Below are 17,986 nucleotides of genomic sequence, written 5' to 3'. Positions count from 1 at the left end.
AGCCGCGCACGGGCTGTTCAGCAGTTCTTGCCGCTGTTGACGCAGTTGACGACGGTGTTCATGAGCTTCTGCGACATCACGCCGATGGCGCCGGCGTGGTCGGTGCTCGGGTCGTTCTGCTCGCTCGGGAACCCGTCCACCGCGAAGGGGGTGTCTCCCGAGTTGGGCACGTCGTCGTAGGTCAGCGTCATCCGGAGCTGTGGCACGGCTTCGGTGCCGCTGGGGCAGGCGCCGCTCTCGTCAGGGAAGACGAGGTGCGTGCGGTGGTCGGCGCTGTCGAGGTTCTGTCCGTCCCAGCAGCTGGGCATGTCGAAGACGCGGACCAGGTCGCTGCCGGAGGGGCAGATCGGGTACTTGTCGGTCAGCCGGTCAGTGAAGCCCGTGCAGGTGAACGTCGGCCGGGCGTTGTCAGCGCCGTTGGTGACGGCCCGGGCGTCGCCGGAGAGCATCCTGAGGAACCGCGGCGCCGCCGTCACCTCCGAGGTGGGGTTGCCGCGGTATTCGAGCTTCACCGACGTCGGCTGTACGGGGGTGCCGACGTTGCTCGTGTCGCTGTTCGTGTCGCTGTTCGGGTCACCCCCAGTGCTGGATGCGTCGTCGGACGGGGCGGCGGATGCGTAGTCGGATGGCGCGTCGGATGGCGCGTCGGACGGGGCGTCGGACGCGGTGGCGGATGCGTAGTCGGATGGGGCGTCGGACGCGGTGGCGGACGCGGTGGCGGACGCGGTGGCGGATGCGTTGTCGGATGGGGTGGCGGATGCGTCGTCGGATCCGCGTACGCGCAGGGTCGGCCAGAAGTAGGCGGACCGGTCGGCGCCGGCGCGGCAGGTGGTGTCCGCGGCGGCCAGGCTCTCGTTGGTCGAGAACGCGTCCGTGGACAGGTTGCCCACGTAGTCCAGCGTCAGCTGGGCCCCGTTCGACATGCCCGGGGCGAGGATGAGGTTGTCGGTGTTGGAGTGGCCGTCGCGGTTCGTGCCGCATCGGGAGACGTACGTGCCCGTCGAGGCGTCCGCGCCCTGCTGCGGCTGCTCCGCCTTGGGCACGTCGCGGATGTCGACGTAGTCGTCGGCCGACAGCCCGGCGTCCGCCGTGTTCTGGGCGGAGTCGCCGAGTGAGCAGGTGGCGAGTTTGTCGAGGCCGGTGGGGCGTTCCGCGACGCGTCCGATGGCTATGGCGATGCGGTCGAGGGCGGCGGCGCGTTTGTCGGCCAGGGGGCCGAGGATGGCGTTCTGGACGAAGTTGGAGCCGCCTTGTCCTGCTGAGGTGGCGAGCCGGTCGTTGGCCTCCTGGAGTTGTTTGTCGAGTTGGGCGAGGTTGCGGTCGACTTCGGCCTTGGCGGCGGCCGGGATGTCAGGCAGCTGGTCAACCACGCTCGGGCAGACGATGGTCTGCGCCGCCGGATCCCCGGTCTGGCCGCCGCCGGGGTCGGGCGTGGCGGAGCCGGTCTCTGGAGGTGGGGTGCTCTGCTCGGGCGGGGCGGTCTGGTCAGGTGTCGAGGTGGCCTGGTCGGATGGGGCGCCCTGGTCCGGTGGAGCGGCGGAGTCGCCGAGTGAGCAGGTGGCGAGTTTGCCGAGGCCGGTGGGGCGTTCCGCGACGCGTCCGATGGCTATGGCGATGCGGTCGAGGGCGGCGGCGCGTTTGTCGGCCAGGGGGCCGAGGATGGCGTTCTGGACGAAGTTGGAGCCGCCTTGTCCTGCTGAGGTGGCGAGCCGGTCGTTGGCCTCCTGGAGTTGTTTGTCGAGTTGGGCGAGGTTGCGGTCGACTTCGGCCTTGGCGGCGGCCGGGATGTCAGGCAGCTGGTCGGCCACGCTCGGGCAGACGATGCCCTCGCTCGCGGCCGTACTGAGATAGATGTCCACTGCCCCGGTCTGTGTGTACGGCGGAGAGCCCGACAGGACGAGCGCGACGCCGCCGCTCAGGCAGACCGCCCCCAACCACGGCCTGAATCTTCTTCCCCCCGATGGACTCCACATGCGACCACTCCCTCCGGTTTCGTGACGTGGGCAAGGAAAGTCCGATCTTCGAGAGGTACGGGGGTCCTCACGGGAGGGTTCACCGGCCGAGGCCGGAGCGGGCGCCCGGACCGCCTCCTACCAGCGCGAATGCGTATTTATACACATTTGCGGATTGAACCCGGCGCGAGACGCGGGTCGTACAACCGGGCGTCGAACACCGCTACGGGCCTCACCCCTGAGGCAACTGAAAGGGTCAATCATGACGAAGCGCATCCTCACCGCCTCCGGCCTCGCGCTCGCCACCGCGCTGATCGCCGCCTCCGTCAACCCGGCCACGGCACAGGCGGACACGCAGTCGAGCACGGACGTCTATCTGGCGGCGACGCTGCTGGGCAAGAACGAAGTGCCCGCCCCGGGTGCGAAGGTGGGTGACCGGAACGGCAGCGCGATCGCCGTGTTCCGCATCCACGGGCAGCAGGTCGACTACGCGATCCGGTGGCAGAAGGTGGCCGCTCCGACCGCGTTCCACATCCACCAGGGCAAGGCCGGCAAGAACGGCGACGTCAAGATCCCGTTCTTCGGCGCGGCGCTGCCCGCGTCGCTCAGCGCCGTCAAGGGCACCGTCACGGTCAAGGACTCGGGCCTGCTCGCCAGGATCGCGAACAACCCGAAGGGCTGGTACGCCAACCTGCACACGGGCGAGTTCCCCGGCGGCGCCGTCCGCGCCCAGCTGCACCGGGTCCGCCCCGTGTCCCTTGAGTCGGTGCTGGCGGCCGGCTCGTCGCACCACACGCTCACCGCGTCGGCCGACGGCCGCCAGGAGGTGCCCGCGCCCGGCACGAAGGTCGGCGACAAGGACGGGCGGGCCGCGTGGCTCGTCTGGGTGAAGGGCACCAAGGTCCACTTCGCCGCCGCCTGGAAACGCGTCACCCCTCCGACGAACGGCCACGTCCACCGCGGCGTGAAGGGCAAGAACGGCCCCGTGGTGGTGGACTTCTTCGCCGCCGCGAACGGCCTGCCGGCCGGCGTCAACGGCATCGCCGGAACCGGCACCGCCTCGCCCAAGGTCGCCGCCGGCATCAAGGGCAACCCCAAGGGCTGGTACGTCAACTTGCACACCGCGGAGTTCCCCGGCGGCGCGGTGCGCGGCCAGCTCCACAACGGCGGCTGGTAGCCCGAGCACACGAACGCGCCGCGCGGGTTCCCGCCCGCGCGGCGTTCGCGTGTCCGGCTCAGGCGGCGACCAACGCCACCAGGACGAGGATCGAGCCGGCCATCACCACCGTGTGCCGGACGTTCTGGAGACCCGGCATCACCCAGCCCGGGAAGGCACTCTCGGCCGCCTTCAACAGCGCCCGCACGTCGACGCGCTGGAGCATCGGGTCGCCCTTGCGCTCGAAGGCCTTCTTCACGGACGTGGCGGCGGTCAGCTGGCTGTAGAGGATGAGGACGTTGCCGACGAGGACGAGCGGCTGGAAGACCCAGGACAGGACCTGCCCCCAGTGGTTCCCCGCCAGGTTGAGCACGGCCAGCACCGTCATGACCAGCGCGACCGTGGCGGGGACGACGGTCTCGTGGCCACTGGCGTCGAAGCTGAGGTTGTTCTCCTTCAGTACGCGGGTGGGGACGCCCTGACGCTCCAGCTCCCGCTCCGCTACGGCCCCGGCCTCGCGGCCGTAGCGGTGGCGTACGAGGGGGATGCTCACGAAGCCCAGGGCGATGAGCAACTGGAGGACGGCGGCGAAGGTCATCATGGCGGGGGCTCCTCATCGGGGGATCTTCTCGACGAGGAAGACGATGCCGACCACCACTGCTCCCGCACTGACCGCACGCTGTCACGGACCCGCCGCCGCGTATCAGCGACACCACTCGCCGGACCCGGAACCATCCCTGAGTCGCGCCTCGGCGCCGCTCCCCTCGCGGACGCCACGTCGACGGCGGGTCACGGCAGCGCACCAGCGGGCCGTGCATGGAGAACACCGTTACCTCACCGACCTCGCGGTCCCGCCGAGCGGTGGCGGCCGCCGCTACTCCCGCTCGCCCTCTCGTCCAGGAGCGTCCGCCTCGCCCGGCTCGGACGCGTGAGTGTCAGGCCCGGATGTCGCGGCCTCGGTGGTTGAGGGCGCGTCTGAATCGGAGGGGCTCGTCGAAGGCGGGATGGCCGGGATGGGCTCGGTGGGCGCGTCCGACTCGGTGGGCTCGGTGGCGGAAGGGTCGTCCGGTGCGGGGGCGGCCGGGCCAGGAGCCGGGACGGATTGCGTCGGTGAGGGCTCGGGCGGTCTGCGGCGCAGCGCGCGCCCGGCCCCCCGCACCGAGGCGACGGCCAACCGCCCCACACTTCCCACCAGCAGCGGCACCAGCAGCACCCCCACGAAGATGGGCGAGGCCATGTACCGGAAGTCCTGCGCCGAGATGTTGGCCAGGACGGCGAGCTGCTGCCCGGCCACCACGGCCGCCACCCCCAGCACGTACCGGTTCCGCCGCGCCAGCGCCCCCAGCGCCACGGCCAGGTACGACACGTACGACCACAACGCCCCTCGCCAGAGCACCCAGTCGTACTGCGGCGCCAGCGACCCGGTCAGCCACGGTTCGGCCGCCTGGTTCAGCTCCCACGACCGAGGCCGCAGCGAGAAGACCCACCGCCCGGGGAAGTCGGGCACCTTGTTCGGCCCGACGTAGGTGTCGGCATTCGGCCGCCGCGAGAAGCGGTATGTCATCCCCCCGACGGCGTACTCGTCCTGCACGGGCCGCCACGCGATGGCCCCCCGGCACAGCCGGGTGTCGATGATCATGGCGGGTTGGGAGATCAGCAGCCGTTTCCACAGGTCGAGCAGCTCGGAGGCGTGCGCGTCGGCCTGCTGCCAGCTGAAGTCCTTGCGCCAGATGAGCGGGTTGATCGTGTGGCAGGTCCCGCCGTCCCACCACCGCGTCAGCGGCGCCACGGAGGCCATCAACGCCTTGTCCCGCTCGTCGAACAGCTCGGGACGGTCCCGGTACGCCACCGCGATGTCGCCGAAGGCCGTGTGGTACACGTACGTCTTGGCCGGGGCCATGATGCCGAACTGCGGGAACACGAAGTTCGTGAGCACGAGCGGCAGGGCCGCGGCGAAGGTGCCGGCGAGCAGCAGCCGTACACGCATGGTCGTGACGATCACCAGCAGCGCGAGGACGGCGACGCCCACGACGAGGAAGCCGTTGGCCCGGAACAGCCCCAAGGCCGTGAAGAGCAGCACGAGCCCGACCAGCGTGGGCACGGTGACGGCGCGCCGGGCCGCGATGCGGGCGCACACGCCGGCGATGGCGATCACGCAGATCGTGAACGGCACGTCCTTCCACAGCGTCACCGAGAACGCGCCCACGGGTGGCGCCAGCGGCATGAGCATCGCCACGAGCGTGGTCGGCAGGCGCGGCGCGCCGAGCGCCTTGAGCGACTGCGCCAGGTACGTCAGCGCCGCCGCCATGGCGGTGGTCTGCGCGAACGTGACCGCGCCCAGGTCACCCGTCTTGGTGAAGCTCAGCGACAGCAGCGCGTCGTAGAGCACCGAGTGGTCGCTCACCCAGGGACCGACGACGGTGTGGCTGAGGTACAGGACCGAGTCGCGGCTGAACAGGCCGGGGTAGAAGGCCGCCCACCAGCAGGCGAGGACGGCCTGGACGATCAGGAAGGTCGGGATCGCGACCCACGGCCTTGACTTCGCGGTGCCCATGGCCCGTCAGGGGTAGCTCACTCCGGGCTCGGGTTTCTCGCCGCGTAGCAGGGTCGGCACCGTGACGAGGTGGTAGCCCCGCTTCTTGAGCTCCTTGAGGATCGCGGGCATGGCCTTCACGGTCGCCGGGACCGTGTCGTGCATGAGAATCACCCCGTCGCGCTTGGCCAGCCTGAGCACGGCGGCCTTGATCTTCTTGGCGTCACGCAGCTGCCAGTCGAGCGTCGTGCCCGTCCAGAGCACCTGCGCGAGCTCCTCCTCGTACGCCAGGCCCAGCACACGGTCGTCGGTGTGCCCGTACGGCGGGCGGAACATCGTCGGCCGCAGCCCCGTGGCCTGCTGGATCGCGCTCTGCGTGGTCTTGAGCTCGTCGAGGATCTCCTCGTCGAGCAGCGATGGCAGGGAGGCGTGCGAGTAGGTGTGGTTGCCGATCGCGTGTCCCTGCGCCAGCGTCTGCTTGGCGATCTGAGGCCGCTGCTCCACCTGCTTGCCGACCAGGAAGAACGTGGCCTTGGCCCCCTCCCGCTTGAGGATCTTGAGCAGGGTGGGGGTGCCCTCGCCCGGGCCGTCGTCGAACGTCAGCGCCAGGCACTTGACCCGGTCGCAGTCGACCGTCGCCGCCTGAGCGGGCAGCGAGGTCGTGGCCAGCGCGGCCGCCAGCAGGGCATGAATCACCACGGAGCACAGCCTAGGGCCAATACGCGCACACCGTGGAACACCCCGGCGTCTCGGTCTGAACACGCTCATCTCCCGAGCCGGGCCCGCAGGAACAGCGTGACGCCCTTGAGCGACTTGACCGGCAGGTACCGCTCAGCGCGGACGACCGCCGACAGGCCCGCGTTGACCAGGAGCGGCATCTTCCGCAGGTCGCTGCCCCTGGACCGGCGCCGGTGCCGGGCGACGAGGGGGCGGAGCAGGACGTTCCAGCTCCAGACGCGATCGACCTTCAGCCCGGCCTGCTCGACCACGACGGTCAGCGATTCGCGGGCGTAGCGCCGCACGTGCCCGACCGCGTCGTCGTGGGCCGACCACAGCGCCATGTCGCACGGGACCGCGATCAGCGCGTGCCCGCCGGGCGCCAGCACCCTGGCGATCTCCTCCACGACCAGGTGGTCCTCGCGGACGTGCTCCAGCACGTCGAACGCGGTCACCAGCTCCAGGCTCCCCGGCTCGAACGGCAGCGCCCGCGCGTCGGCGCGCACGGCCTTGAGCCCGCGCCCCCTGGCCACCTCGACCGCCGTCGCGCACGAGTCCGTCGCGGTCGCCTCCCAGCCCTCCTCGACCAGGACCCTGGTGTTCCCGCCGCCGGCGGCGCCGATGTCCAGCGCCCGCCCGGGACGGCCCAGCCCGCGCAGCTCCCTGCGCAGGATGGCCCGGCGCTCGCGGTACCACCAGTGGGTGTCCTCGAGCGCGATCAGGCGGTGGATCTCAGTGGTTTCCATCGATCAGTTCCTCGTACGGGAGAAGACCCAGCGGTCCAGGGCGGTGAAGCGGATCAAGGTGAGCAGGCAGTACGCGCCGGCGACCACGCTGACCTCCGCCAGCCGTCCGGCGCCACGGGGCAGCGCGAGCACGGCCATGGTGGTGAGGGCGTAGCCGGCCAGGAAGAGCGCCGCCGCCCGCACGTGCATGGCGGTGCGCCGGTGGAATGTCCAGCGGCGGTTCGCCTCGGCACTGACGAATCCGGCGAGGACGAGCGCGGCGAAATTCGTCACCGCGGGCGACCACATGTCGCGCAGCGGCAGATAAATGAGCGCGTACAGAATCGCGGAAACAATGCCCGTCGCGGCGAACGACGCGAATTTAGCCGCCGTCACCGCCCTGGGGCGGGCCAGGACCGCGTCCGGATGCGTGGGCGTGGGCTCCGGCCGCGCCACCTCGACGCGGGCCCGGCCGGTCGACATCGACCAGGCGACCCTGGCCAGCCCCTTCAGGTCGTCGACGGCCGTCCTGACGATCTTCACGCGGGAGTCGACGTCCTCGATCCAGTCCACGGGCACCTCGTGCACGCGCAGGCCGTTGTGCTCGGCCAGCAGGAGCAGTTCGGTGTCGAAGAACCACGAGTCGTCCCGGACCCTGGCCATCAGCGGCCTGACCACCTCGGCCCTGGCCGCCTTGAAGCCGCACTGGGCGTCGCTGAAGCGGACGCCGAAGCCGTACCTGAGCAGGGCGTTGTAGGCGCGCGAGACCACCTCGCGCCGCAGCGAGCGGCGGGTGCGCGCGCTGCGCGCGAGCCGCGTGCCGACGGCGATCTCGGAGTGACCGCTGGCCACCGAGGCGACCAGCGGGAACAGGGCGTCGAGGTCCGTGGACAGGTCGACGTCCATGTACGCCACGATGTCGGCCGGGCTGTCCTGCCAGGCCGCGCGCAGCGCCGCGCCCCGGCCCCGGATGTCGAGCCTGCGGACGTGCACGTGCTCGAACTCGACGGCCAACTCGTTGGCGACCGGCCAGGTGGCGTCGGTGCTGCCGTTGTCGACGATCGTGATGCGCCACGGCAGCGGGAAGCCGTCGCCGAGGAAGCGGGACAGCGTGCGGACGCAGCCGGGCAGGGCGCGCTCCTCGTTGAGCACGGGGATGACGATGTCGACGCTCACCGGCCGGGTCGTGGTGTCGAGAACGCGGGGGCGAGGCTCCGTGGCGGTAGGCGTTTCCATAGGAGTCCCTGATACTGATCGGTGGCCGTACGTCCATGGAAATGTTCCTGGGGCCGTCCAGCGGGGCGCGCGGTGTTTCTCCGGCAGCATTCCAGGAGCGGGAAATACCTTTACCGGGCGGTGAGTTGATAAACGGATGAGGTGGAATTGCGAAAGCGTAGTCGCGCGAATTTCCCCAGTTCCGGATTTGTTCCGGTGAAGAGCCACTTGACGCCGTATCGCGTGGCGAGGTGCCGGACGTTCGCCGCCGTGGGCGCCCGGAAGACCGCGTCGTTCGCCGCCAGCCGCGCGGGATCCGCGAACGGCACCTCAAGGTAGGGCGACACGAACAGCTCGGCCCGCGACAGCGTGCTCTCGGCGTACGCCCACCCCTCGACCAGCACCCGCCGCTCGGTGAACCCCGACACCCAGTAATGCCTGCTGTCGCACCCGGGCGCTTGCACCGGGCGGCAGTGCAGGTCGGTGGCCACCACGTCGTCGGGCGAGGAGTGCGCACGCAGCCACCGCCCCGCCTTCAGCGCCCCGGCGGGGATCTCCATCTCGCGCTCGACGTCCTCGGGCACCACCCGCAGGGCCAGCTCGCGCGCGGACGCCGGCACCGCGTACCCGGCCAGCAGCGCCACCACGGCCAGCACGGCCCCGCGCCGCCACAGCAGCACCCCCGCCGCCACCAACCCGAGCACGAGGTACGGCACCACCGCCCGCACCGGCGCGCCCCCGGGCATCTCGATCCACGCGGCGAGCAGGGCGACCCCCGCCCCCGCCGCGACCATGGTCCACGGCACCCGCCGCCCGGCCGAAAGCCCGGCCACCCCGCACATCGCGGCGACCGACAGGTAGGGCCGGACGCTCTCCAGGAAGTAGAGCTGCGAGTCCGACGGATGCCCGAGCAGCACGGCCGCGCCGACCCCCGCCGCCCCCATGCCGAGCAGCAGCGACATCGGCGGCTCCAGCGCCCGCCGGCCCAGCGCCGCGGCCCCGCCCCACACGCAGAGCAGGCAGAACAGGTGCACGACGGTCAGGACCAGCAACGGCGTCACCGGCACGGAGGCGAGCTCGGGCATCCCCACCCCCGCCACCAGCCCCCAGAGCCCCCGCGTCGCCGCGAACGGCGCGACCACCGTCCCCTGGGACCCCTGCCCGAACACCACGAACTGCGCGACCAGCAGGCACGCCAGCGTGCCCCCGGCCGTGCCGAGCCACGCCCACGGCACCCGCCGCTCCACCACCCACCGCACGGCCACCACGACCAGCAGCCCCGCGAGCAGCAGCGGCAGGAACGTGGCCTTCGCCCCGGTCAGCGCCGCCAGCAGCACGACCAGCGCCGCCCGGCCCCGCCGCCCGCCACCGGTCAGCAGCAGCACCACCGGCGCGAACAGCAGCGCCCCGAACGTCTGCGTCGGGCTGGCCCAGACGGTGAACATCGGCCGCGTCGTGAAGACCACGTCCTCCTGAAGGACCGGGCCCATCAGGAAGTACGCGACCCCGACCGCCGCGACCCCGGCGCCCCAGCTCCCGCCCAGCCGCCGCCCGAGCACCGCCACCAGCACGACCATGGCCGCCGCCATCGGCAGCGTGGCCAGCCGGTAGACCAGCGTCACCGGCTCGATCCCGGTCACCCAGCTCGTGGCGGCCAGCTCGGCGTAGACGAACCAGTGGTAGGAGAGCCGCTCGCCCAGCACGGACGGCAGCGTGGGCGGCACGTGATGCTTGACCTCGCCGACCAGCGCCAGGTGGTAGGGCAGGTCCACGTACGCGCCGGAGATCGGCACGCGGTACAGGTGGAGCGCGCTCCACGCGATCAGGTAGCCGACGACCGCCGCCAGCGCCCACGCGCACCACAAGGGCATGCGCTCCCCGCCGCCGCCCCGCCAGTGCCGCCGCAACCGGGGTACGCAGGCAAACGCGCAGAGCACCCCCGCGGGCGGCACCAGCACGAGCAGCGGCGCCCCGGCCGCCCTGGCCGGGAGGTAGGCCAGCACCTCGACCGCGTAGCCCAGCGCCAGCCCCGCCGCGACGTCCTCGGCCGTCGACCGCCCGCCACCGGTCAGCGCCCGCCACAGCAGCGTCCCGGGCAGCGCCACCCCGGCCCCGAGGTAGGCCGCGAAAACGGCCAGATCACGGGCGGAGACCCCGCAGCACAGGAACACCGCCACCGCGCCGGCGCACACGACCCCCGGGGGCAGCCACCCGAGGCCCCGCCGGGACGACGCCGGCCACCGGGCGAGCCGGGCCGCGGGTGGCGCGAGCGTCATCTGATCACGGTCACCAGTCGCGTGAACTCGGCCGGGAGGTCGAACCCGTCCCACACCCGATGGAAGCTCAGCGCGCTCCCGACCGGCACCATACGGTCGACCCCGCGCCCGGCCAGCTCTCTGGCCAGCTGCTCCAGCTCGGTCTTGGCGAACCCGAAGTGCGTCATCGTCTGGTCGCGCCGCTCGACCAGCACGGCCAACTCGGTCAGCGACCCGAGCCTGGCGTGCGCGAACGTCCCGGCGCCCAGCCACTGCCTGGGCGCGGCGGCGGCGGCCGACAGCGTCACGTTGGCCAGCGCGTTGCCCCGGAACTCGATGCTCTCGGCCAGGCCGTCGGCGGCCAGGCCGTAGGTGGAGACCCGCTTCTCCACGGCCATCGCGGCGTCGACGCCCCACCCGCGGACCGTGACCACGCGCGAAACGTGCTCGCAGAAGTCGGTCCGCGCCGTGTCGCAGTCGCCTTCCGCGCCCACCCAGAACACCGTCCTGGGCGAGGAGCAGGCGGCCTGGTCGAACCAGTAGGTGTCGTTGACGAAGCCCTCGGCCACGGTGACCCGCGCGGCCCTGGGCGCGCACAGCCAGGCCGCCGCCCGCACGACGGCGAACGAGGAGCGATCGGGGAAGACCAGGTCACGGGCGTGCGGGGCGAGCGGGTGCCGCCGCATCTCCTGCACGGTGCGGTCGCCGCCCCACACCACCCGCAGGTCGCAGGCGGCCGAGAGCGCGGCGGTGACGCAGTCGCTGCGGCCGTAGGAGACGACGCGCTGGGTCGCGGCTATGACGGGGTCGGCGCCGTCCAGCGCGTCGTGCAGCGTATCCAGGATGACCTCGGCGACCGCGCCGGAGCGCGGCGAGAGGCGGACGACGTTGCGGTTTCCCATCAGGGCCGACAGGGCCCAGGAGTAGACGAAGACGGTGTCGACGTTCGCGGGCGGGATGTGGAAGACCATGCCGCGCGGCACGCGTACGTGCTCGTTCGCGAGCCCGTCGACGGTGCGGGCCAGCTCGCTGGGGCGCAGGAAGAAGCCGAGCGAGCCCAGCTCGGGATGGCGTCGCGCCAGCGCGGGCCGCAGCAGCCGCTTGCCGAAGGCCGCGAGGAAGTCGCGCACCCGCTCGTCGCCCACGTCGAGCCCGCCGCGCAGCTCGCTCAGCAGCTCCTCGGCGGACGCCGGGGCGGCGGCGGGGAAGCGCACGTCGAGCTTCGGGTCGTCCAGCATCAGCCCCGCCCCATGGTGTCGCTGCAGCCGCGCGCCTCGGCCCTGGGCAGCCTGCCCAGGATCTCGAACCGCTTGCCCGGCCAGCACCCGTCGTCGACGCCGCGTACCACGCCCAGGTCCTCGGTCAGCAGGACGTGGCCCGGGTATGACGTGGGCAGCGTGCTGACGACCTCGATCAGCCCCGGCTCGCCGACGGGGGCCTCCTGCCAGGTCTCCGGGTCGCGGACCACGACGTCGGCGAAGTCGGGGCAGTAGAGCCCGTCGCCGTCGGGGCCCTCCAGGAAGACGGTCCCGATCTGCTCGACCATCCCGTAGAAGTTGTGCACCCGGGTCAGCCCGCACTCGGCCGCCAGCCGCCGCCGGAACTCCGCGTTGTCGACCGCCTGCTCGGCCAGCCGCTTCCACCCGCCGGAGTGGACCAGCACCCCCTGCGACAGGTCCGCCCCGAGGTCGCGCAGGTGGAGCCAGACCATGAACGTGAACCCGAAGATCAGGAACCGCTCGCCTCCGTGGCGTGCCAGGAAGCCCTTGACCGCCTCGGCGTCCAGATGGCCCCGCTCGTCGAGCACGAACGTGTGGTCCCTGCCGAAGTTCATCATCCCGAGCACCCCGGCCCCGCGGGCGCTCAGCGTCGGGTCGCGGACGACCGAGCGGCTGTCCACGACCAGCATCGGCAGCCGCCGCCCGCCCAGCACCTCCCTGAGCGTGGCCGCCAGCATCCGCGGCTGCGCCGCGGCGGCCTCGCGGTCGAGGTAGACCCGGCTCGGCCGCTGCCCGGTGGTCCCGCTGGAGGTCAGCACCCTGAAGACCGCGTCCTCTGGCACGCTGCGCAGCTCGTGCGTCTTGAACAGCCGCACCGGCAGCCACGGGAGGTCCGCCAGCCGCTCGTAGGGGGGCTCGGCCTGGATGGCGTCGAGCACCCGCCGGTAGGGGGCGCAGGCCCGCCGATGCCGTTCGGTCAGCGCCGCCAGCTCGCTCACCAGCGCCGCCTCACGCTCGGGCTCCGCCAGACTGAAAACGCTCATCCGCCACCCTCCGCCCGGTCGAGGACACCCCTGAGCCCGCCACCCTCCGCCCGGTCGGGAATACCACCGAGCCCGCTACGCTTCGCCCGGTCGGGAACACCCCTGAGCCCGGCGCGCCGCGCGGAGCGGCTGCCCGCGGAGCGTGGCCGGGCGGTCATGTGCGGGACTCCAGGGCGCGGTAGTCGATCTTGCCGGTGGCCAGGAGCGGGAGGCTGTCGACGGCGCGCACGTCGAACCCGCTCCAATGGACCCGCAGCTCGGCCGCCAGCTTCCGGGCCAGGCCCGCGCAGCCGGCGGCGTCGAGCCCCTCGACCCACACGGTCACGCGGTCGTCGCCGCTGGTCGCCGCGACCGGGACGGAGCCGCGCAGCAGGCGCTCGACGTCGTCGAGGTTGACCCGCACGCCGAAGATCTTGGCGATGCGTTTCAGCCGCCCGGTGAGGTAGAGGAAGCCCTCGGAGTCGAGCCGCCCCAGGTCGCCCGTGCGCAGCACCCCGCCCAGGTCGTCACCCCTGGCCAGGTCGGCGGCCGTCTCGGCGTAGCCCATCATGACGTTGGGCCCGTGGTAGACGACCTCGCCCTCGTCGACGGCCAACCGGCCGCCGGGGATGGCCTGCCCGGCGGAGCCCGGCTTGTCGGCCAGCCGGTCGGGCGGCAGGACGGTGATCCGGGCCGTGGCCTCGGTCTGCCCGTACATCACGAAGAACCGGTCGGCCTGGCCCGCGAACTCCTTCACCAGGTCCTGGCCGAGGCGCCCGCCGGCCTGCGTGAGCGTGGCGAGCGCGGGGTGCTCGGAGCGGTCGTAGCGCAGCCGCCGCAGCATCTCGTACTGGTAGGGCACGGCGGCCAGCGACGTGCACCGGTGGGCGTCCAGATGGGTCCAGAACGACCGCTCCAGCAGGCCCGCCTCCGTCAGCATCACCGTCGCCCCGGCGACCAGGTGGCTGTTGAGCACGGACAGCCCGTAGCTGTAGTGGAGCGGCAGGCTGGTGGGCGCGATCTCGTCGGGGACGATGGACAGGGCCGTGGCGATGGCGGTGGCGTTGGCCAGCACGGCCTGGCGGGACAGGCGTACGAGCTTGGGGTTGCCGGTCGAGCCCGAGGTGGCGAGGAGCACGGCGAGGTCGGGATGCGGCTCGGGCACGTCGTGGCGCGGAGGTGGCGAGCCGTCGGCCGCGTGCGTGAACCCGAGCAGCGCCGCGGGCCTGAACCGGCCCGTCAGCTCGGCCAGCGCGCCCGGAGCCAGGTCGGGGTCGAGCAGCGCGATCGGCCGGCCGGAGCGCCAGGCGGCGAGGTAGCGCCGGACGGACGTGAGGTTGTTGCGCATGCCGCAGAACAGCGGCCCGGGCCGCAGCCGGGTCAGGGCCTCCGCGGCGCGCGCGACGTGGCCGGCCAACTCGTCGCCGCCGAGGCCCGCCGCCTCTCCCGCGACGACGAGCCGGGCCTGTGGGTGCGGGAACATCACAGCACCAGCCCGCCGTCGACGCCGATGATCTGGCCGGTGACGAAACCCGCGTCGGCCGAGAGCAGGAACGCGGCCACGCGGGCGACGTCGGCGGGCGTGCCGAGCCGCCTGAGCGGGGTCGCGGCGACCGTGGCCGCGCGGCTCTCCTTGTCGAGCGTGGCGAGCATGTCGGTCTGGATGTAGCCGGGGGCCACGGCGTTGATCCGGATCCCGGTGGGCCCCAGCTCCTTGGCCGCCGCCTTGGTGAGGCCGATCAGGGACGCCTTGGTGGCGGAGTAGACCGCCTGGCCCGCGCCGCCCATCCGGCCCATCATCGAGGAGACCAGCACCACCGCGGGGGAGCTGCCCCGCCGCAGCAGCCTGAGCGCGGACTGCAGCGTGTACGTCGCGCCCACCGCGTTGACCTGGAACAGCTTCTCGACCGTGTCGGGGTGGGTCATGCCGAGCGGGCCCGCCGCGTGGATGCCGGCATTGATCACGAGGGCGTCGAGGCGGCCGTGGCGCTGGTAGATCCGCCGCATCACGGCCGAGACGGCGGCGGGGTCGCCGACGTCGCAGGCGACCGAGTCGGTCACCCCGCCGGTCTCCTCCCCGACCTCGGCGGCGGCCTTCGCGGCACGCTCCTCGTCGCGGCCGTGCAGCACGACGTCGTGGCCCGCCCGGGCCAGCGTGGTCGCCACGGCCCGGCCGATGCCCGCCGTCGAGCCCGTGACCAGGACGACCCTGGGCTCAGATGGCGGCGGCGCCGATGCCATGCTTCTCCAGCAGCCCGCTCGCCTTGGCGAACGAGCTCATGTCGATCATCTCGTCGGTGTCGATCATGACGGAGAACTCGTCCTCCATCGCGGCGATCAACGCCATGTGGGCCAGTGAGTCCCACTGAGGGATGGCGCGGTATTCGAGCCCGTCGACGTCGGCGTCGGCCGGAAGGTTGAGCGCACTGCGGAAGACGGCCCGCAGGCGGTCGAGATGACTCATGATCACTCACTCTCTGTCCTCAAGCCACGACGTAGTGTAGCGGGAATTGCGAGCCAGGAGAAAACCAAGGCCCCCTCTCCGGTAATGGAACCGTATAACGAGGCGTGGCACCCGTTGCGGGCTGGGAATGTCGGACGGGACACGGTCCACCGTACGGGGGGAATGATGGACGAATCCAATCACTGGTACGGGCACTCTCGCATAATCGGCAGATACTGTGGCCTGTCGGAGGATACGCCGAAACGCATCCAGGGCTTCCTCCAGCACGGATGGAACTATCTCCACGGATTTCCGCCCAACGATCACTGGTGCAGCCCTGGATATCCCCGTTTCATCTGGTCTGACGTGCTGCGTCGCCGAGGCTGGTCCATGGGCCGCAGGGGACACTACCTCATCGGCGCGCCGTGGATTTATCTCCTTCATCTGGAGCCTGAGCTGGGCGTGGTACCCGAACGCAAGGGTACGATCTGGTATCCCTTTCATGGCTGGGAAAAGCATTCCGTCAGTGGTGACCATGCTCGGTTGGCCGACGAAATACGAAATGTCGAGACTGGTCCGGTCACGGTCTGCCTTTATTGGTTGGAATTCGCGAATCCGGACATTCGGCGGGCGTACGAATCGAGGGGATTCCGGGTCATCTGCCATGGCGAGCGCGGCTCCCGGTGGGAGGGAAAGGGGCGCGACTTCCTGCGCAAGCAGCTGGTCCAGTTGCGACGCCACCGCAGGGTGGCCTCCAACCGGCTCGGTAGCGCGCTGTTCTACGGCGCCTCGGTCGGATGCGAGGTGGCGGTGTACGGGGATCCGATGCAGTTCGAGGACGAGCGTCCCGAGTACGGGGGGACGGCGCGCCGCATGCGGCTCTGGCCGGAGCTGCACGGCACGCGCGTCGACCCCGAACTGGCGTCGGAGGTGGCGCGGCGCGAGCTGGGATTCGAGTATCAGGCGACACCGGAGGAGCTACGGCGAATGTTCGGATGGAAGCGGGGGGCCCGCGAGGGAGCGCCGCCGCCTGGACTGAGGAGCGGCGGGAGCGGAGCGACCCGAGTGACGAGGGAAGGCGGCGGCTCCAGGGCGACCGAGCCGCCTCACGGAGTGAGGCCATGAACACGAACATGATCACCGGGGAGGCGCCCGAGAACGTCCGGTTGATCGGCGGAGAGATGCTGCTGTGGTCCGACATGTCCAACATGGGCGGCATCACGGACTGGCGGGGCGCGGCACTGGAGCTGGTCGGCCGGCTCGTCCCGGAGGGCGGCAGGGTGCTGCTGGTCGGGCCGCATCCGCAGGTGCTGGTGGACGACGTGGTCGCGCGCGCTCCGTCGGCCGCCGTGCTGCTGCGTTCCTACCCCGACGCCTGCGCCCTCGGCGAACGGCATCCGGGGCTGGCGGTGTTCTGCGGGCGGCTGGAGGTGTTCGACGCGGAGAAGCCGTACGACCTGGTGCTGGCGCTCGACGGGCTGCTGCGCACGCACTCCGCGGAGGCCCCGGCGGCGGCGTGGAGCGAGTCGCTGGACGCGCTGGCCGGGCTGGTCGCGCCCGGGGGGCGGCTCGTGCTCGGCGTCCGCAACGACCTGGGCGTCGATCGTTTCCTGGAGGCCAGGCCCGCTGACCGGGAGGGCGCCGACGACCAGTGGGCGCCGCACGGTTTCGACCCGAGCTACCCCAGCGGTCCCGAGGCGCTCGACCGCGCTCTGGAGTCGGCGGGGCTGCGCGTGCGGCGATGCTACGCGGCGTACCCGGTCAGGCAGGCGCCCCGGGCGCTGCTGTCCCGCGAGGTGCTGGCCGCCGACCTGCCGGACGCCCTCGCGTTCCCGCTGAGCGCGCGTGGCGGCGACCGCATGCCGGTGGCCGACCCGCTCAGGTTGACCCGGATGGTGTTCCGGCACGGCCTCGGCGAGGAGCTCGCGCCGCTCTGGCTGACCGTGGCCACCACCGCGCTGGAAGCCGACGACGACGTGGAGCTGCCGCTGGGGCTGGTGGAGGAGGGTTCGGCGCTCTACGAGCTGACCGGCGACGGCGCCCGGCGGCTGCCGGACGGCGAGGTGCGACCGGTCCCGGCCGGCCGGGTCGTCGAGGAGATCCTCGTCGAGGCGTGCGCCCGCGAGGACGTCAGGACCGTGCGCGAGCTGCTGGCCCGGCTCGCCGAATGGCTGGAGGCGGGCGGCGACGTGTCGGCCGCGACCGACAGCCTGGTGTACGACGGCGAGCGGTTCGCGGCCATCAGCCCCGCCGCCGGCCCGTCCACCCCGCCCGCCCCGAGGGTCGTCCTGTGCCGGATCCTGTGGCGGTTCGCGGTCCGGCTGCTGGCGGCCGGCCACCACCACCCGTGGCCGTGGCCGCTGGAGGCCGACCAGCTCACGCTGACGCTGTGCGGCATGGCCGACCGCCCCTGCGACCAGGGCGACCTCGACCGCGCCCGCAAGCTGGACGCGGAGCTGGGCTGCCCGGCCGAGGTGGCGGAGCACGCGCCCACGTACCGCGATCTGCTGGGCGCCCGAGACCGCCTGGCCGACCAGCTCACCGCGGCGCTGGCCCGGATCTCGCGCCTGGAGACCAAGCTCTCCTACCGCGAACGCGAGCTGGTCAGGGCGAAGGCCAAGCTACGCAGGACCCAGCGCAAGGCCAGCGCCTTCCGCAGGACGCTCGGGTATCGCCTCTCCCGTCGTCTGGCGAGCCCCCGCAAGGTCGCCCGCAAGGTGATCCGCCTCCTCTCTGGTTGATGCCGGG

The 17,986-nt window shown here is 72.0% G+C and carries 15 protein-coding genes; 3 read left to right on the top strand and 12 right to left on the bottom strand.

Going from position 1 to position 17,986, the window contains the following annotated elements; translation table 11 throughout:
- Nucleotides 1–17: 17 nt before the first annotated feature.
- Nucleotides 18–1,859 (bottom strand): DUF1996 domain-containing protein, encoded by a 1,842-nt coding sequence (locus tag ACIBQ1_RS18165; protein ID WP_397278801.1) that lies wholly within the window; start codon nt 1,857–1,859, stop codon nt 18–20.
- A gap of 355 nt (nt 1,860–2,214) precedes the next feature.
- Between ACIBQ1_RS18165 and ACIBQ1_RS18160 the strand changes: the two genes are divergently transcribed.
- Nucleotides 2,215–3,129 carry a CHRD domain-containing protein gene (locus tag ACIBQ1_RS18160; RefSeq protein ID WP_397278799.1) on the top strand — a complete coding sequence of 305 codons (915 nt, stop codon included), beginning with the start codon at nt 2,215–2,217 and terminating at the stop codon, nt 3,127–3,129.
- A gap of 58 nt (nt 3,130–3,187) precedes the next feature.
- Here the strand turns inward: ACIBQ1_RS18160 and ACIBQ1_RS18155 are convergent, their stop codons facing one another.
- The 11 genes from ACIBQ1_RS18155 to ACIBQ1_RS18105 all read right to left on the bottom strand — a co-directional run bounded on the left by ACIBQ1_RS18155 (nt 3,188) and on the right by ACIBQ1_RS18105 (nt 15,259).
- Nucleotides 3,188–3,709 carry a hypothetical protein gene (locus ACIBQ1_RS18155; RefSeq protein ID WP_397278798.1) on the bottom strand — a complete coding sequence of 174 codons (522 nt, stop codon included), beginning with the start codon at nt 3,707–3,709 and terminating at the stop codon, nt 3,188–3,190.
- Between the two features lie 273 nt (nt 3,710–3,982).
- On the bottom strand, nt 3,983–5,662 hold the full coding sequence (locus ACIBQ1_RS18150) for a hypothetical protein (protein ID WP_397278796.1): 1,680 nt from the start codon (nt 5,660–5,662) through the stop codon (nt 3,983–3,985).
- Between the two features lie 6 nt (nt 5,663–5,668).
- Nucleotides 5,669–6,340, bottom strand: coding sequence for a polysaccharide deacetylase family protein (locus ACIBQ1_RS18145; RefSeq protein WP_397278794.1), 672 nt, complete (start codon nt 6,338–6,340; stop codon nt 5,669–5,671).
- Between the two features lie 65 nt (nt 6,341–6,405).
- Nucleotides 6,406–7,104, bottom strand: a complete 699-nt coding sequence (locus ACIBQ1_RS18140; RefSeq protein WP_397278792.1) for a class I SAM-dependent methyltransferase — start codon at nt 7,102–7,104, stop codon at nt 6,406–6,408.
- Between the two features lie 3 nt (nt 7,105–7,107).
- Nucleotides 7,108–8,259 carry a glycosyltransferase gene (locus ACIBQ1_RS18135; RefSeq protein WP_397278790.1) on the bottom strand — a complete coding sequence of 384 codons (1,152 nt, stop codon included), beginning with the start codon at nt 8,257–8,259 and terminating at the stop codon, nt 7,108–7,110.
- 170 nt (nt 8,260–8,429) lie between these two features.
- Nucleotides 8,430–10,574, bottom strand: a complete 2,145-nt coding sequence (locus tag ACIBQ1_RS18130) for a hypothetical protein (RefSeq protein WP_397278788.1) — start codon at nt 10,572–10,574, stop codon at nt 8,430–8,432.
- Nucleotides 10,571–11,791: an acyl-CoA reductase gene (locus ACIBQ1_RS18125; protein WP_397278786.1), complete on the bottom strand. Its 1,221-nt coding sequence runs from the start codon at nt 11,789–11,791 to the stop codon at nt 10,571–10,573. The genes ACIBQ1_RS18130 and ACIBQ1_RS18125 overlap by 4 nt, the downstream gene beginning before the upstream one ends.
- Nucleotides 11,791–12,816 (bottom strand): acyl-protein synthetase, encoded by a 1,026-nt coding sequence (locus ACIBQ1_RS18120; protein WP_397278785.1) that lies wholly within the window; start codon nt 12,814–12,816, stop codon nt 11,791–11,793. Before ACIBQ1_RS18120 ends, ACIBQ1_RS18125 begins: the two co-directional genes overlap by 1 nt.
- 154 nt (nt 12,817–12,970) lie before the next feature.
- Nucleotides 12,971–14,278: an AMP-binding protein gene (locus tag ACIBQ1_RS18115; RefSeq protein ID WP_397278783.1), complete on the bottom strand. Its 1,308-nt coding sequence runs from the start codon at nt 14,276–14,278 to the stop codon at nt 12,971–12,973.
- A complete protein-coding gene (locus tag ACIBQ1_RS18110; protein ID WP_397278781.1) occupies nt 14,278–15,036 on the bottom strand; it encodes an SDR family NAD(P)-dependent oxidoreductase in 759 nt (252 codons plus the stop codon). Before ACIBQ1_RS18110 ends, ACIBQ1_RS18115 begins: the two co-directional genes overlap by 1 nt.
- Entirely contained in the window at nt 15,011–15,259 is a 249-nt protein-coding gene (locus ACIBQ1_RS18105) for an acyl carrier protein (protein ID WP_355378473.1), read from the bottom strand. Before ACIBQ1_RS18105 ends, ACIBQ1_RS18110 begins: the two co-directional genes overlap by 26 nt.
- Before the next feature lie 162 nt (nt 15,260–15,421).
- Between ACIBQ1_RS18105 and ACIBQ1_RS18100 the strand changes: the two genes are divergently transcribed.
- Nucleotides 15,422–16,363: a hypothetical protein gene (locus ACIBQ1_RS18100; protein ID WP_397278779.1), complete on the top strand. Its 942-nt coding sequence runs from the start codon at nt 15,422–15,424 to the stop codon at nt 16,361–16,363.
- Nucleotides 16,360–17,979: a hypothetical protein gene (locus ACIBQ1_RS18095; RefSeq protein ID WP_397278778.1), complete on the top strand. Its 1,620-nt coding sequence runs from the start codon at nt 16,360–16,362 to the stop codon at nt 17,977–17,979. The genes ACIBQ1_RS18100 and ACIBQ1_RS18095 overlap by 4 nt, the downstream gene beginning before the upstream one ends.
- Nucleotides 17,980–17,986 lie beyond the last annotated feature (7 nt).

It is taken from the genome of Nonomuraea sp. NPDC050153 (genome assembly GCF_044460125.1).
Taxonomy (GTDB): domain Bacteria; phylum Actinomycetota; class Actinomycetes; order Streptosporangiales; family Streptosporangiaceae; genus Nonomuraea.
This window is presented reverse-complemented; position numbering and strand designations above follow the sequence as displayed.